The organism is Geomonas azotofigens (assembly GCF_018919395.1).
In the GTDB taxonomy this organism is placed as follows: domain Bacteria; phylum Desulfobacterota; class Desulfuromonadia; order Geobacterales; family Geobacteraceae; genus Geomonas; species Geomonas azotofigens.
Genome location: NZ_JAHLME010000001.1, coordinates 787,842 through 803,174 on the forward strand (window position 1 = coordinate 787,842; position 15,333 = coordinate 803,174).

The window sequence follows — 15,333 nt, forward strand, 5'->3', positions numbered from 1 at the left end:
TAAACGACGAAAAGCCCCCGGGGGATACCCCGGGGGCTTTTTTTTATTTACTGCTGCAGGTGAGGTACTTCCCCCTCCCGCAAGGGGGGAGGACCGGTCAGCGCGGACGACATGAACAGGTTTAGACACTCGGCTCTTTTTACTCGATGCAGTTCCCCACCGACCCAGCCCGGCAGATGGTCTTGTCGGTCCACATGGCGCCGTCGAGCTTGGCGCCGGCGAGCCTGGTGCCCCTGATGCGCGCCTGGTTCAGCGACGCGCCGCGCAGGTTGGCGCCGGTCAGGTCGGCCAGCTCCAGGTCGGTCTCGGAGAGGTCGGCGCGCTCCAGGTTGACCGACTGCAGGTTGGCGCGGTTGAACTTGGCGCCGGTCAGATCGTAGCCGGTCAGGTTGAGGCCGCTTAAGTCGGCGCCGGCAAAGTCGCGGCTGCCGGCCAGCACCCCCTGGACCTCGGCCTGCGTCATGCGGCGCTCCAGCACCTTGGCCTTGACGGCCACGGCCCCCTTCCCGTTACCCTTCCCGTTACTCTTCCGGGCCACCTTTCCCCTTTTATCATGCTTCTTGAGTTTCCCCGCCGCGCTCTTCATCCCCGTCGTTTTCTTGGACACCTGTGCCGCCGGCTTGCCCGACTCCACCTCCCTGGCGAGTGCGGCGAGTTTCGCCTCCGCGGCCTTGAGGGTCTGCGCCTCGGCCGCGTCCTCCTTGGTTGCCGGTGCCGGCGCGGGTGCGGCGGCCTGGGCGTGCAGGGAGGGGACTGCGGCACAAAGCCAGGCTGCCAGGGTGAAGGGTGCGATATGCGCTGCAAGATGGCGGTTCATGGGCGCCTCCGTGTTCTTTGGCTTTCCGGCCGGGCCGGAGCGTTGCTCATTCCCTTATCGGCGGCTTTCGCAAAAGCTGAAGGTCTCTGTCTTGCGGTAGCGGCGGCCTTCTCATTATAATGAAGCAGGCGGCTGCAAAATGAAGGGCGTATGTGCTATATTTTACTGCTGCGCGCCTGACCGGCGCTTGAGCGACATGGAAACGGGAGCATCATGGCAACGGACAAGATCATCGTTAAAGGTGCCTGCGAGCACAACCTGAAATGCATCGACGTCGAGATCCCGAGGGACAAGCTGGTCGTTATCACCGGCATCTCCGGGTCGGGGAAATCGACCCTCGCCTTCGACACCATCTACGCCGAGGGGCAAAGGCGCTACGTCGAGTCGCTCTCCGCCTACGCGCGCCAGTTCCTGGAGCAGATGGAAAAGCCCGACGTGGAGTCGATCGAGGGGCTTTCCCCCGCCATCTCCATCGAACAGAAGACTACCAGCAAGAACCCCCGCTCCACGGTGGGGACCGTCACCGAAATCTACGATTACCTGCGCCTGCTCTTCGCCCGTGTCGGGAAGCCGCACTGTTACAACTGCGGCCGCCTGATCACCTCGCAGACTGTGTCCCAGATGGTGGACCAGATCGCCGCGCTCCCCCAGGGGGCCAAGCTCACCCTCCTCTCCCCCATCGTGCGCGGCCGCAAGGGGGAGTACAAAAAGGAGCTGGCCCAGTTGAGAAAGGACGGCTTCGTCCGCGTGGTGATCGACGGCGAGACCCACGATCTCGGCGACGAGATCACCCTCGACAAGAAGAAAAAGCACGACATCGACATCGTGGTGGACCGCCTGGTGGTGAAGCCCGGCTTCGAGAAGCGGCTCGCCGACTCGCTGGAAACGGCGCTCTCCCACGCCGAGGGTATCGTCAAGGTGGCGCTCTCCGAGGACGAGACCCGGGAGGTCAAGGCCGAGACGCTGCTCTTCTCGGAATCCGCCGCCTGCATCGACTGCGGCATCTCCTACCCCGAGATGACGCCGCGCATGTTCTCCTTCAACAACCCCTACGGCGCCTGCCCGGACTGCACCGGCCTGGGCACCAGGATGTACCTCGACCCGGAACTGGTGGTGCCCGACCCCGAGCTCTCCCTGGCCGACGGAGCCATTGCGCCGTGGCAGACCCGCTTCTCGGGCTGGTACCAGCTGACCCTGGAGGCGCTCGCCAAGGCCTACGGCTTCAGCATGAACGTCCCCTTCAAGAGCCTCTCCAAGAAGGCGAAGGAGGTCATCCTGCAGGGCTCCGGCGGCGATGCGGTTGATTTCTGGTGGGTCGACGACGCCGGCAAGCGGCACACGTACCGCAAACCGTTCGAGGGGGTGCTCAACAACCTGGAGCGGCGCCACCGGGAGAGCGAGTCGGAGACGGTGCGCGAGGAGCTGGAAAAGTACATGGACGTCATGCCCTGCCCTTCCTGCAACGGGGCGCGCCTCAAGAAGGAGGCGCTCTACGTCCTGGTGGGGAACCAGAACATCCAGCAGGTGACGGCCCTTTCCATCAAGGACAGCCTCGCCTTCTTCGAGGCGCTCGCCCTCACCGAGAAGGAGGAGGACATCGCGCGCAGGATCCTGAAGGAGATCCGGGAGCGCCTCAACTTCCTGGTCAACGTGGGGCTCGACTACCTCTCGCTGGACCGCTCCTCCGGCACCCTGTCCGGCGGCGAGGGGCAGCGCATCAGGCTGGCGACCCAGATCGGCTCCTCGCTGGTGGGGGTCCTCTACATCCTGGACGAGCCCTCCATCGGCCTGCACCAGCGCGACAACGGGCGGCTCTTGTCGACGCTGCGGCACCTGCGCGACATCGGCAACACCGTGCTGGTGGTCGAGCACGACGAGGAGACCATCACCGAGGCGGACTGGGTCATCGACATGGGACCGGGCGCGGGCGTGCACGGGGGCGAGGTGGTGGCCGAGGGAACCCCGGCCGAGATCATGGCCAACCCGCACTCGCTGACCGGGCGCTACCTTTCCGGCGCGCTCACCATTCCGGTGCCCAAAAAGCGCAGAAAGGGGCACCGCTTCCTCAACATCGAGGGGGCCAGCGAGAACAACCTGAAGAACGTGAGCGTCGACGTCCCGCTGGGGGTGATGACCTGCATCACCGGCGTGTCCGGCTCGGGGAAGTCCACGCTCATCATCGACACGCTCTACAAGACGCTGAACCAGCGCCTCTACAAGAGCCGGGACAAGGCGGGTGCGGTGCGGGGCATCCACGGCATCGAGGTGCTGGACAAGGTGATCAACATCGACCAGTCCCCCATCGGGCGCACGCCGCGCTCCAACCCTGCCACCTACACCGGCCTCTTTACCGAGATCCGCGAGATCTTCGCGCAGCTGCCCGAGTCCAAGATGCGCGGCTACAAGCCGGGGCGCTACTCCTTCAACGTCAAGGGGGGGCGCTGCGAGGCGTGCTCCGGGGACGGCATCATCAAGATCGAGATGCACTTTCTCCCCGACGTCTACGTGCAGTGCGAGGTCTGCAAGGGGGCGCGCTACAACCGCGAAACGCTTGAGGTGAAGTTCAAGGGGCGCTCCATCGCCGAGGTGCTGGACATGACCGTGTCCCAAGCCCTGGTCTTTCTGGAGCACATCCCGCGCACCCGGGCGAAGCTGCAGACCCTGGAGGAGGTGGGGCTTGGCTACATCAAGCTCGGGCAGTCCGCCACCACGCTCTCCGGCGGCGAGGCGCAGCGCGTGAAGCTCGCCAAGGAACTTTCCAAGCGCGCCACCGGGCGTACCATCTACATCCTGGACGAGCCGACCACGGGCCTGCATTTCGCCGACATCGCCAAGCTTTTGGAGGTGCTGCACAAGCTGGTGGATGCGGGGAACACCATCGTGGTCATCGAGCACAACCTCGACGTCATCAAGACCTCGGACTGGATCATCGATCTCGGGCCGGAGGGGGGCGACCGCGGCGGGGAGATCATCGCCGTGGGGACGCCGGAGCAAGTGGCACGGGTGGAGCGCTCCTACACGGGGCAGTACCTGAGCAAGATGCTGCCGTAGAGAAGGGGAGGTCGGGTCATGGCGGGCAAAGAAAACTGCGGTCACGACGACAACGGGGGCAAGGGGTGTGCGGCCTGCCGCCGCGAGGAAGTCTTTCCCTACTGGTGCCAGTCCTGCCAGCGCCCGGTCCCGGAGAAGCGCTGTCCGTACTGCGGATTGAAGGCGCAGAAAAAGAAGGATTGACGGGCGGGACTTGGCGCGGAACTGCGTTATAATCTGCTCGTTGCGGTTCGGGGACGTATCAAAAAGGATTGCCCCATGTGCTCGAATTCAGTAAAGAAAACGATCCTGTTCCTGCTCCTGGCGACGCAAGTCGGCTGCGCCAACCTGCTGCCGCGCAGCAAGGCGATCACCGAGTCCCCCTGGGAGGAGTACGAAGCTGCCAAGGCCTCCTACGACAACATCATCGTAGGGAAGACCACGGTGGAGGATCTGCAGAAGCTCGGCTTCGACATCAAGGCCTCCCCCAACATCAAGATCCTCAACTACCTCGACATCGCGGCCATGCTGCAGGGGATGCCCTCCAAGGATCTCGACCCGGGGCTGCAGGCCTGCCTGCGGGCGCGGTCCGACTGCCGCGCCTACGTCTTCGAGCCCAAGAGGAGCTACAGCAAACGGGTCGGTAACTTCTGGCTCGACATCTTCAACTTCAAGCGCAAAACCCACGAGACCGGGTGGCGCTTCAAGGCCCTGGTGGTTTTCGTGAACCACCACGTCGCCTACAAGCTTTCCAGCGGCGAGCCCAAGAACGACCAGATGACCGACCAGGTCAACCCGCTGGGGCCGTTCCAGGCGCCGGCGGACATATTCACCAAGGCTCTTTTCTAGTTCATGGGACGGGGCCGTTCCCCTGGCCTGCTGCGCGGTTGCGCGGCAGGCCTTTTTTGTCGGCAAGCGGAAAGGGGCCGCCGGCGCGTCACACCCCTTGGTTCCCAGGGCGATTGGTGCTATTGTGCCTGAGCCAACAAAACGCCGGAGAGGACCTTATGCACGATGCCCAGCACCCGTTCCATACCCTGACCCCCAACTTCATCATGGACGCCGTGGAGAGCCAGGGATACCGCTGTGACTGCCGCACCTCGGCCCTGAACAGCTACGAGAACCGCGTCTACCAGGTGGGGATCGAGGAAGACAAGCCGCTCATCGCCAAGTTCTACCGTCCCGGACGCTGGAGCGACGAGCAGATCGTCGAGGAGCACCGCTTCTGCCTGGAGCTGGCCGAGCACGAGCTTTCCGTGGTGCCTCCCCTGGCCAACCCGTCCGGTGAAACCCTCTTCCACTATAAGGGGTTCCGTTTCGCGCTCTACCCGCGCCAGGGGGGGCACGCCCCCGAATTCGACAACGACGGGAACTTGCTCATCCTGGGGCGCATGCTGGGGCGCATCCACAGTATCGGGGCGGTACGCCCGTTTTCGCACCGCCCCTCCCTGGACAGCCGCGACTTCGGCCACGACAGCGTGGCCCTGATCCAGGAGCGCTTCATCCCGCAGGAGTACCGGGAGAGCTACCAGGCGGTCACCAGTCAGCTGTTGCAGGTGGTGGACGAGGCCTTCGCCTCGGTGCCGCAGGTGCGCTACATCCGCGCCCACGGGGACTGCCATGCCGGCAACATCCTCTGGCGCGACGACGCCCCCCATTTCGTCGATTTCGACGACGCGCGCATGGCCCCGGCGGTGCAGGACCTCTGGATGATGCTCTCCGGCGACCGGCCGCGCCAGCTGGCCCAACTCGCCCAGTTGATCAAGGGGTACGAGGAGTTCTGCGACTTCAACCCGGCCGAGCTGCGCCTGGTCGAGGCGCTGCGTTCCCTGCGCATGCTGCACTACAGCGCCTGGCTGGCGCGCCGGTGGGACGACCCCGCTTTCCCCACCGCCTTTCCCTGGTTCAACACGGTGCGCTACTGGGGAGAGCACATCCTGCAGTTGCGCGAACAGCTCGCGGCGCTCGAAGAGCCGCCGCTGCAACTCCCCTAGCACGGGGCAAACGCGAAACGAAGAAGAGGCGGCCGGGAATCCCGGCCGCCTCTTTTCATGATCGATGCGGTGTCATAGCGTTTGCTAGCGCGCTTTCTTCTCCAACTCCTGGTCGAGGGTCTTCAACTGCTCGATGCGCTGGTTCAGCTCGCCGATCTCCCGGCTCAAAGCCTGGTTGGTTCCCTTGAGCGCCTTGTTCTGGCGCCGCTGCTCTTCAAGCAGGTTGGCCAGTTCGCTGACCGGGGCCGCCAGCGCGGTCCACGGGCTGGCCGGGTACTCCTTTTTCAGCCGTTTCAGCAGCTGCTGCGCCTGCGCCGACCCCGGTTTCGACCTAAGGGTGAGGAGCGCCAGGCGAAAGAGTGCCTCGTCGGTCACCCCGGCGACGGCGGGGCCGCTGCAGATGCCGTCCAGCACGTGGGCGGCGCCGTGGCTGTCCCCCTCCCTGAGCATGGTGTCGGCCTGCGCCAGCTGCCTTGATCCATGGTAACGATCGAGGAAGCCTCCCTCCCTCGGACCCGTGGTGGCGCACCCGGCGCAAAGGAGCGCGGCGAGGCAGATGAAGCGGGCGACGTTTCTCATGCCGTCACCTTCCCGGGGCTTTCGATCAGGTACTTGCTGCCCGGCTTTTCCTTGGCGCGGTCCTTGACCTTGGCGGCGGCCCTGGCGATGTCGACCGCCGAGGAGTACTGGTCCCTGCCGCAGATGATCACCGCGATGGAGATGGTCATCACCGGGAAGAAACGCTGCACGCCGTAGCGATCGCACCCCTCTATCCCTCCCTGCCTCAGGTCCTCCGGAGAGTAGTGTTTCAGCACCTCCGCGTTGAAATCGCTGATCACCGCTTCGCACAGCGGCGCGACCCGGTCCACGGGGACCACCATCACGAAATCGTCCCCCCCGACGTGCCCGACGAAACCGTCGCTGCCGCCGTGCTGCTTCACGGCCGCCTGAATCAGGTCGCCGGTGAGGCGGAGTAATTCGCTCCCCTTGGCATAGCCGTAATGGTCGCCGTAAGGCTTGAAGTTATCCAGGTCGGCGTAGCAGAAGGCGAAGGGGGAGCCGTCATGCAGGCGCTCCTCCAGTACCCGCTCGATGACGAAGTTGCCGGGAAGGCGGGTGAGTGGGCTGGCGTCCAGGCTCATCTGCTCGAGGACCTTGAGGCGGGCCGCCATGCTGGTGAAGTCCCGGGCCAGCTCGCTGATCTCGTCGCCGGAGGGGACCTTGGGGTTGTAGTCGAAGTCCCCCGCCGCGATGCGGTGCGTCGCGCTCTGCAACTCGCGGATGGCGCCGAAGGTGCGGTAGGTGACGAAGGGGGCCACGCCGATGGCGAGCAGGAAACCGGTGCAGGAGATGGCGACGGTCCACCAGATGGTTTGTTTTTGCTGCTCGTCCGCGCGGGAGAGCACCAGCTTCAGCATGTCCTTGCGTTTGAGGTAGGAGGCGTCCACGGCGTTGAGCAGCTTGAGCGCCGACGACCGCATCGGTCCGGTGTTGCTGGTATGACCGGCGAAGAGCTCCTCGGCCGCGTTCTGGTAGGCGTGGTACAGCCCGTTCAACTGTTTCAGATCGCCCGTCGGTTTTCCTTTGCCCAACACGTCGAGGCTCGCCAACGCCTCCGCCTGGCGCTGGTGGAACAGGTCGATGAAGGCGGGATCCTTGAGGATGGCGTACTTGCCGGCGAAACTCTCCTGGCTTAAAAGCGAGGTGCGCAGCTCGATCAGGGCGCTGATGACCGGGAGCTCGTTGTTGGCGATGCGACGGGTGATGTTGGTGCTGCGGTAGATATTATAGGAGGAGAAGACGAGCGCGGCCGCCGTGAACAGTGCCATGGCGGCATAACCAGCACTGATCTTCTGTATCAGGGAGAGCCCCGACAGGCTTACCCTCGAAGACTTTTTTGTCTCGATGGTTTCAGGCATGAGGTAGATATTAGGGGACTGAGCCGACAAAGTCAACGCGGTTGGCGCCGCTTCATCAAGACACGCCGCATTGAGATATGACACGCGTGGCCGCCTCCTGCAGGTTCTCGCCGTGGAGCAGCACGATGCTGTGCGCGTACTTGTGATACAGCTCGAAGCGTTTCTGGTAGAGCTCCTCCAGTCCTCCCTCCCCCATGCCGACGATGCCGCGCGGTGCCGCCCTCGCGATGCGGACGTGCAGGTGCTGTATCGGGACGTCGAGAAAAACCACGGTGGATATGGCTGCCAGGTGACGCATGGCGGCGTCGGAGTAGACCACGCTGCCGCCAGTGGAGATGATGATGGGGCCCTCGCTGGGCAGCGCCAGCACGGTCTCCTCCTCGATGCGGGCGAATTCTTCGCTCCCGACCTGGTCCACCACCGCCTGGAGCTTCTTGCCGAAGCGCCTCTCGATGCAGTGATCAGTGTCGATAAAGCGCCACCCCAGGCGGGTGGCGATGACCCTTCCGATGGCGCTCTTGCCCGACCCGGGCATCCCTATCAGCGTCAACCTGTTCATTTTGTTTCCTTTCGCGGTACCCGTCTCCAATGCGACTACAACATCTTACCAGTTAGGGCGCGTCGTGGAACATGACACCATTAAATTTGTAGAAAAGTTTTTTAGGTTAGATATATTTAATCGTCGTGAAAATCCTGCCGGCGTGCGCCGCATCCGCGTCAGGCCCAACGCCCTGGAACATGCCCCTGAACCTGCCAGAACGGCACTTTGTTTCACGAATGGCTTCCGGTATAGAAATGCCGGCCAGCCCATTCGGAGGACCAGATGGACTGGCACCCATGGGACCGTAAGGATGGAAGTGTCGGGACAGAAAACGCTTGTCGGGGTGGAGCTGGCATCCACCATGGCAGGGGAAGGCCACCACCCGGGGAAGGATGCTCACCCCTTGCAATCACGCCCCATCCGCTACCGTGAAGACAGAAAAGGAGAAACCTATGAGACCAATAGCGAAGATCGCAGTCGTGGCAGGTTGTGCTGCAGTCGCGTGGGCTGCCGGAGCCGGCGTGGGTAACGCCGCGACGGCGCCGACCTCGGCAAGTGCGACGGTCGTGGTGCCGATCACCATCGGTACAGTGACGGACTTGAACTTCGGCAAGTTCGTATCCGGTGGCACCGGCGGGACCGTTGTGGTCAGCACCACCGGGGCGCAATCGGTAACCGGCGGCGTCACCTCCACCGCCACCATGGCTACCACCGCCACCGCCGGCAATTTCAACATATCAGGTGAAAACGGCAGCTCATACAGCGTCACGGTGCCGTCCACCGTCACCCTGTCCGGGGGCGGTGGACCGAACATGACCATGGACACGCTCGTTACCACGATCAACGGGGCTGCGGCCAGTTCGGGCACCTTTGGAGTTGCGGCAGATGTTCTCAAGATCGGCGCCACGCTGACGGTGGGCGCCTCCCAGGGAGCTGGCTTGTACAGCGGTACGTTTAACCTGGTGGTGGATTACAACTAGTCGTAGGTGCCACTCACGGCAAGGGGGGCGGGAATCACGCTCCCCTTGCCTTTTGCGCGACACGTGACGGGGCGGAGGGAGACGGTGATACGCTCGATGGGGCTTCCGGCAAAGTTCGGGGCCATCTTCCTGATGCTGTGGCTTGCCGCAGCGGAACCGGCATTCGCTGCGCCGACGTCGGTGACCAAAAACCAGGACATCAACTTCGGCAAGGTGGTGGGGGGGGCGGGGCGCTCGGGAACGGTAACCATCAGCCCGTACGGGGGGAGAATCTATACCGGCAGCGTCATGCCTTTGGGGACGGCGTTCTCAGCGGCAAGCTACACCATTGCCGGGACCGCTGGGAAGAACTACACCATAACCCTGCCAGCCAGCGTCACCATTAACGCCGGCCCGGACCAGATGACCATCACCTCCCTGACCGCCTCGGTGCCGCTGGCTGGCGTCATTCCGGCAGCTGGGGTGCTGTCCTTCGCGGTGGGGGGCACCTTGAACGTGAATAGTGTGCAGAGAAACACCCTGTACAGCGGTAACCTGACAGTCTCAGTTAAATAGGAGGTATAGGTGAAGTTGCTGTTAGCCAAATCATTGATCTTTCTGTTCACCGCTTCGAATGTCATCGTGATGACGCCTACCGTGACGGTGGTCGCAGCGGACCTGATGGTGTATCCGACGCGGGTGGTCATGACCGACAGGCAGCGTACCAGCCAGGTTGACATAATCAACGCCGGGGCCTCGCAGGCCACCTACAAGATCACCATGGTGAGGAAGCGGATGACGGAAACAGGTGATTTTACGGAAGTCGTCACGCCAGAAAAAGAGGAGAAGTTCGCGGACGAGGTGGTGAAGTATTCCCCACGCCAGGTGACCCTGCTGCCAGGCGGCGGACAGACCATCCGCATCATGTTCAAGGTCCCGCCCGACCTCGATCCTGGCGAATACCGGTCACACCTGCAGTTCACCAAGGCCGCCCCCGCCATCACCGCGCTCCCGGAGAACGAGCAAGAGGAGCCCGGCGTCATTAAGATGAACATCGTGGCCAACGTCGGCATCTCCATTCCGGTCATAGCCCGGCACGGCGATCTGCAAGCCCGCGTCGCCATCGATACCAAGTCGGTCACGCTGAAGCCTGGCGGGGAGAAGCAGCAGCTGCTCTCGTTCACCATGCTCCGGTCCGGCACCAGGTCGGTTTACGGCGACGTCGCCGCCTACCGCGGGGAGGAGAAGGTTGCCGAAGGTAAGGGATTCGCAATCTATACCCCCAATACGGTGCGCAAGGTGGCCATAGTCGTGCCGGAAAACTCGCGTCTCAGAAGCGGCGACACCGTACGCCTGGTCTTCACCGAGCGTGACGAAAAAAAGCCCCTCACCGAGACAGCCGTCGTCATTCCCTAGCAGATGCTTCCCCACGCGGGCGCTCATACCTCGCGGGTTTCCGCCTGGCTGGCGCTGCTCCTCCTCCTTGCCCACCTCCTCATGAGGCCTGCCCCGTGTCTTGCCGCCGCCGAGGCGGAGCGTCCGGCCACCCCCGACCAGGAACTGGTAGTCGCGCTGGAACTGGACAAGGAAACATTGACTGACAGCTTTCTGCTCACCGAGAGAAACGGCCAGATCTTCATCCCGGTCTGTTCCCTGGTCCAGGCCCTGTCCCTGGCCGTCAGCTGTGACAAGGACCGGGCTTTCGGCTTCGTGCTGAGCCAAGAGCGCCCATTCGTCATCGACCTGGACGAGGGGTACACCGTCCACGGCAGGGAATCGTTCTCCATCAACGGCGAGGCTTTCGTTCAGAAGGGGGAGATCCTGGTGAATTCCGGCGCCCTGTCGAGGTGGTTGCCGGTGGATTTCAACCTGCGTCGCGAGACCTTGACGCTGGAACTCAGGGCACGGGAACCGCTACCACTGCAGGCTGCCAGGAAACGGCGCGGTTTCCTCCGACCCAAGGCTAGTGAGGAGGTCAGGCGGTACCCGGACCTCACCGCGCCCAGGCGCGGCATAGCCGTCCCCGCGCTGGACCTGGCTACGCAATTGAGCATGTCGTCGGACGGCAACAAGGGCGATCGCGGCAGGATGCTGAACTCGCTGGACCTCTACGGCGACCTGCTCCACATGACCGGCGAGGCCCATATCCTCGCCGACGGTGAGGATCTGAGACGGCTGGACTTCACCCTTTCGCGCCGCAGCGCGTCGGGCTACCGCGCCGGGCCGTTGTGGTTCAACCAAGTGGCGCTCGGCTCGAACCAAGCCCCCTACGTGGACGGGGTGGGAGCATCGATCAAACCGATGTACGGGCTCTACCTCTCGAACCGCCCCCTGCTGGGTGGCGGCCATTTCCTCACCCACGACATTCACGGCCGACTTCCCCCCGGCTGGGATGCGGAACTCTTCCACAACGGCACCCAGATCCGCTACCAGCCCCCAACCGCCGAAGGGATGTACCATTTCGTCAACCTGCGCGTCTTTTACGGCGTCAACAGTTTCAAGGTGGTCCTGCATGGCCCCTTCGGAGAGCGCAAGGAATCGGAGGAGGTCTTTGTTTCGGACGCCACCACTCCCAGCGGCGAGGTGCTCTACTCCCTCTCGGCCGGATGGCGCAGCGGCCTCGGGCGGTATGACGAGACGGAATGGGGCCGTGCCGACTCCAACCTCACCTTCACCTCGGATTTCGGTATGACCCGCAGCCTGACCGGATCGCTCCTGGTGGTGAGAGATACCGAGCACCCGACCGGCGGGAGGGAGTATTTCGGGGTTGGGGTCAGGACGGCCGTCGCCTTCACCCTGCTCTCGTTGGAGGTGATCCAGGCAGTGGGTGAGGGAGGGATGAACGGACAGTTGCTCAGTTTCAAATCCAGCAGCCGCAGCCTCTTCGGGCTGAACCTCGAGCTGGTGCAGCGTTTTTTTCACGATTACCAATCGCCCCAGTTCTACCATCAGAGCGACCCGTTGCGCACCCTGACCAGCGCCAGGGGCAACTCGTCCTTCACCATCATCGATCAGATACGTGTCCCCTACTCGGTGGAACTGGGCTTCGGCACCAGGAAGTCGGGAGAGTCCGAGATCACCTCGCAAGGGCGGATCTCCGGTGGCTGGAACGGCTGGAGCGGCACGCTGCAGGGTGACCTGTCCCGCCTGAAGGGGACCACGTACGCCGCCGGACAGCTGCAGGTCAGCACCCGGCTCAGCGAGGTCAGCGTCAGGGGGGAGGCGGGGTACGCCTTCGCGCCGACGTCGAGGCTCGGGAGCATCAATGTCAGCGCCGATGTGGAGCTCAACCGAGGCATGCAATTGAATGCGGCGCTGTTCCATGATCCGGTGGAGCGGATTACGGGGCTGCGCGCCGGGGTGTCGAAGCGTCTGGGGCGGGTTGGCTACACCCTGGCGGCGCGTGGCAGCACCGATGGCGCCTACGGCTTCGATGTCGGGGTGCGCACTTCGCTCGCCCCCGGTCCCGAGGGGCAGGTGCTGGCATCCGCGGAGCCGCTGGCTCCCTACGGCATGATCGCGGTCTCCACGACGCTGGCGGCGGGCGACGGCGTGAAGAGCCCGCTCCCCGGCGTGGCGATCCTGTTGAACGGCAGCCGGGCCAAGGGGATCGTCGGGGGGGCGGGCACCCAGGTGATTGGATTCCTGCAGCCGGACGTGCCGGTCGACGTGACGGTCGACATGACTTCGGTGGAGGATCCCTTCATGGTCGTTCTCGAGGAGGGGTGCCGGGTCGTGCCCAGAGCGGGGGTGGTGGCCAGGTGCGACTTCACCATGACCAGTGGCGGTGAAATCGACGGCACCGTGCTGGTGCGTCTGGGGCGGGGGAACGAAGTTCCCATCAAGGGGGTGCGGGTGGAGTTGCTGCGGGAAGGGGGGGGCGACCAGGCGCTGGAGACGGCGCTATCCCAGGAAAGCGGTTATTACCTTTTCAAGACGGTGAAGCCGGGGAGGTATCTGGTGCGGATCTCCCGGGACGAGGAAAAGAGGTTGAAAGCGGCCGTCTCGGCGCCGCGCTTGGTTACCATGCCCCCCGGCGGGGACATGGTTTCAGGGATAGACTTCGTGCTCGAATCGGCCGCTGCGGCGCCGGGGCGGGTCATCGACGACTCGGCGCCGGTTTTGAACCAGGAGTAGGGTACCTTAATTCCTGGCGGGGAGCAGGGTCGCCTCCAGCAGGTCGCGCAGGTACTTGTCCGAGCCGGATTCCCGGTTCACGATGGTCTTTCTTTCCCGGCGGGAGATCAGGATGGCAAGGTGCTCGGCGGCCTCCGCGGTTCCCCCCGCTATGGAGGCGGAGAGCTGGCAGAGAATCTGGACCGGCAGGCCGTTTCTGAAGCCCTGCACCAGCTTGGCGATCTCCTCGTGGCGCTGCTCGTAGCTCCAGGTCTGGTAGACCTCGTCGCCGATGTTGTTCAACTTCCCCTGTATGCCCGCCAGCTTGTTCAGCATCTGCTTCTCCTGTAACGCAGCGGGGCGCGCGCCCCGCGTGCGGCGTGATCATTTCTTGTGGTCGTGGCTGAAGATGTGGTCCCTGCAGTAGCCGTACTGGCCGTTGCATTTCGGGCAGTAGCGGAAGTCCATGTCGGGGTGGGTCTTTTCCGTGATGCCGCAGGTGGTGCACTTGTGCACCAGTTCCTTCTCCCGGAACTGCAGTCCACCCACCTTCTTGGTGAGCTGCCTCTTGCCGTGGCGCAGGTTGAGGTAGATGTCGTTGGCGAAGAAGATCAGGTAGTTGGTGATCGCGGCCAGGACCATGACCCGGGAGGGCCAGCCGCCGACGATGATCTGGTAGGCGTAGCCGAGCCAGGTCAAAAGGGCAAGCCACTTGATGCGCACCGGGATCACGAAAAAGAGCAGGATCTGGAATTCCGGGAACAGCGTGGCGAAGGCGAGGAAGACCGAGCCGGCGAGGAACGCGTTGCTGACCGGGTACGCCGGGACCAGGAAGGACGCCGCGAAGGTGATCAGGCCGCCGAGCACCAGGTAGGCGTTGTAGCGGAAGGCCCCCCAGTGCTCCTCGAGGGTCGAGCCGAGCATGTAGAAGAAGTACCAGGCGATCAGGGTGAAGATGATGCTGGACTGGGGAGGATCGAACGGGATGGTAAAGACACGCCACCACTCCCCGGACAGGAACAGCTGCGCGGAGAAGTAGGTCGCCATCCGGTCCAGCTTCCCGGTCATGTACATGAGGTAGAAGAACGACTGCCCCGCGATCAGGTAGAGCGTCAGGTTCGGGATCGCGTAGCGGCCAATCTTTCTATCCAGGCGGTCAATAAATTTCATGCTGCTGGGTCCGGTTCTTCTTGTCTTTGGCGGCTTTCGCCAGGGCAGCCTCGGCGGCATCCTCGTCGGGGGCGGCGTCGTCGTCGGCGGGATGGGGAGCGGCCGCGGTCTGGACCAGTGGCGCACCCGTGGGAGATTCCGGGTTCTTCGGGAACTTCTCCTTCATGATCTTGTCGCGTTCTTCGGGAGTGATGATCTTGAGCAGTGCCAACTCATCCAGGTCGCACGGCCGGGCGTGCTCTACCGTGAAGGCGAAGTCCTCGCTGTCGTAGTCGGACCCTTGCTTGTAGGTGCTGCGCACGATCGCCTGCATCGGGGTCGGGCGGGTGGCCAGGTACAGGCGCCAGTCCTCGCGCTGCTGGGAGGTCAGGCCGTTATACCAGACGTGGTGCGCCAGTTCGTGCAGCATAACCGAGCGGAGCTGACTGTCGCTGTAGTCCTGAAACAGGTTGCGATAGATGAGCTTGGTGTCGGGGCGGTAGGCACCGAGGTGGAACTTCACCTCGTCCGGCATCATGACCTCGTCGAAGGAGGTCCCGGAAACGCGCACGGTGCTCCGGTCGGGGTCGAATCGGTTGAAGAGCGTTGTGAGGAACAAGTCCTCTCGCGAGAGTTTCTTGACCTTGTCGCCGTTGCCCCAGCTGATGGGGACATAGGTGGTCGCGCAACCGCTGAGAATAAGGGCCATGACCACGAAAGACAATTTTCTCAACAAGCCTTGCATTCCTGCTCCTTCTAGGTATGACCGCAAATGGCGGTCCGCCGCTAATCTAACATAATTGCAAAC

At 63.5% G+C, this 15,333-nt stretch carries 15 protein-coding genes; 8 read left to right on the forward strand and 7 right to left on the reverse strand.

Annotated features, from left to right (window positions below):
- Nucleotides 1–139: 139 nt before the first annotated feature.
- The gene (locus KOL99_RS03510) at nt 140–817 is read right to left on the reverse strand and encodes a pentapeptide repeat-containing protein (RefSeq protein ID WP_216509087.1); all 678 of its coding nucleotides are present in this window, start codon (nt 815–817) and stop codon (nt 140–142) included.
- 213 nt (nt 818–1,030) lie between these two features.
- Between KOL99_RS03510 and uvrA the strand changes: the two genes are divergently transcribed.
- From uvrA to KOL99_RS03530, 4 genes are all read left to right on the forward strand, one after another.
- Complete coding sequence (uvrA, locus tag KOL99_RS03515) at nt 1,031–3,868, forward strand: excinuclease ABC subunit UvrA (RefSeq protein WP_216509088.1); 2,838 nt, start codon at nt 1,031–1,033, stop codon at nt 3,866–3,868.
- Between the two features lie 18 nt (nt 3,869–3,886).
- Nucleotides 3,887–4,051 (forward strand): hypothetical protein, encoded by a 165-nt coding sequence (locus KOL99_RS03520; RefSeq protein WP_216509089.1) that lies wholly within the window; start codon nt 3,887–3,889, stop codon nt 4,049–4,051.
- Between the two features lie 75 nt (nt 4,052–4,126).
- Nucleotides 4,127–4,696, forward strand: a complete 570-nt coding sequence (locus KOL99_RS03525; protein ID WP_216509090.1) for a hypothetical protein — start codon at nt 4,127–4,129, stop codon at nt 4,694–4,696.
- Between the two features lie 158 nt (nt 4,697–4,854).
- Nucleotides 4,855–5,841 (forward strand): serine/threonine protein kinase, encoded by a 987-nt coding sequence (locus KOL99_RS03530; protein WP_216509091.1) that lies wholly within the window; start codon nt 4,855–4,857, stop codon nt 5,839–5,841.
- A gap of 84 nt (nt 5,842–5,925) precedes the next feature.
- Here KOL99_RS03530 and KOL99_RS03535 read toward each other — a convergent pair whose 3' ends face one another.
- The 3 genes from KOL99_RS03535 to KOL99_RS03545 form a co-directional block, all read right to left on the reverse strand.
- Complete coding sequence (locus KOL99_RS03535) at nt 5,926–6,420, reverse strand: hypothetical protein (protein ID WP_216509092.1); 495 nt, start codon at nt 6,418–6,420, stop codon at nt 5,926–5,928.
- Nucleotides 6,417–7,670: a HAMP domain-containing protein gene (locus tag KOL99_RS03540; RefSeq protein ID WP_236025749.1), complete on the reverse strand. Its 1,254-nt coding sequence runs from the start codon at nt 7,668–7,670 to the stop codon at nt 6,417–6,419. Before KOL99_RS03540 ends, KOL99_RS03535 begins: the two co-directional genes overlap by 4 nt.
- A gap of 145 nt (nt 7,671–7,815) precedes the next feature.
- Nucleotides 7,816–8,319, reverse strand: coding sequence for a shikimate kinase (locus KOL99_RS03545; RefSeq protein ID WP_216509094.1), 504 nt, complete (start codon nt 8,317–8,319; stop codon nt 7,816–7,818).
- A 434-nt stretch (nt 8,320–8,753) separates the two neighbouring features.
- Here KOL99_RS03545 and KOL99_RS03550 point away from each other — a divergent pair, with 434 nt between their 5' ends.
- The 4 genes from KOL99_RS03550 to KOL99_RS03565 all read left to right on the forward strand — a co-directional run bounded on the left by KOL99_RS03550 (nt 8,754) and on the right by KOL99_RS03565 (nt 13,397).
- Nucleotides 8,754–9,281 carry a DUF4402 domain-containing protein gene (locus tag KOL99_RS03550; protein WP_216509095.1) on the forward strand — a complete coding sequence of 176 codons (528 nt, stop codon included), beginning with the start codon at nt 8,754–8,756 and terminating at the stop codon, nt 9,279–9,281.
- Nucleotides 9,282–9,365: 84 nt separating this feature from the next.
- Entirely contained in the window at nt 9,366–9,836 is a 471-nt protein-coding gene (locus tag KOL99_RS03555; protein WP_216509096.1) for a DUF4402 domain-containing protein, read from the forward strand.
- Between the two features lie 9 nt (nt 9,837–9,845).
- On the forward strand, nt 9,846–10,676 hold the full coding sequence (locus tag KOL99_RS03560) for a fimbrial biogenesis chaperone (protein WP_216509097.1): 831 nt from the start codon (nt 9,846–9,848) through the stop codon (nt 10,674–10,676).
- Between the two features lie 3 nt (nt 10,677–10,679).
- Nucleotides 10,680–13,397 carry a hypothetical protein gene (locus tag KOL99_RS03565; RefSeq protein WP_216509098.1) on the forward strand — a complete coding sequence of 906 codons (2,718 nt, stop codon included), beginning with the start codon at nt 10,680–10,682 and terminating at the stop codon, nt 13,395–13,397.
- Between the two features lie 6 nt (nt 13,398–13,403).
- Here the strand turns inward: KOL99_RS03565 and KOL99_RS03570 are convergent, their stop codons facing one another.
- Genes KOL99_RS03570 through KOL99_RS03580 form a run of 3 tightly spaced genes read right to left on the reverse strand, consistent with a single transcriptional unit; the run spans nt 13,404 to nt 15,270 of the window.
- Nucleotides 13,404–13,712: a hypothetical protein gene (locus KOL99_RS03570; RefSeq protein ID WP_216509099.1), complete on the reverse strand. Its 309-nt coding sequence runs from the start codon at nt 13,710–13,712 to the stop codon at nt 13,404–13,406.
- A gap of 48 nt (nt 13,713–13,760) precedes the next feature.
- Nucleotides 13,761–14,546, reverse strand: a complete 786-nt coding sequence (locus KOL99_RS03575; protein WP_216509100.1) for a rhomboid family intramembrane serine protease — start codon at nt 14,544–14,546, stop codon at nt 13,761–13,763.
- Nucleotides 14,533–15,270 carry a hypothetical protein gene (locus KOL99_RS03580; RefSeq protein ID WP_216509101.1) on the reverse strand — a complete coding sequence of 246 codons (738 nt, stop codon included), beginning with the start codon at nt 15,268–15,270 and terminating at the stop codon, nt 14,533–14,535. The genes KOL99_RS03575 and KOL99_RS03580 overlap by 14 nt, the downstream gene beginning before the upstream one ends.
- Between the last annotated feature and the right edge of the window lie 63 nt (nt 15,271–15,333).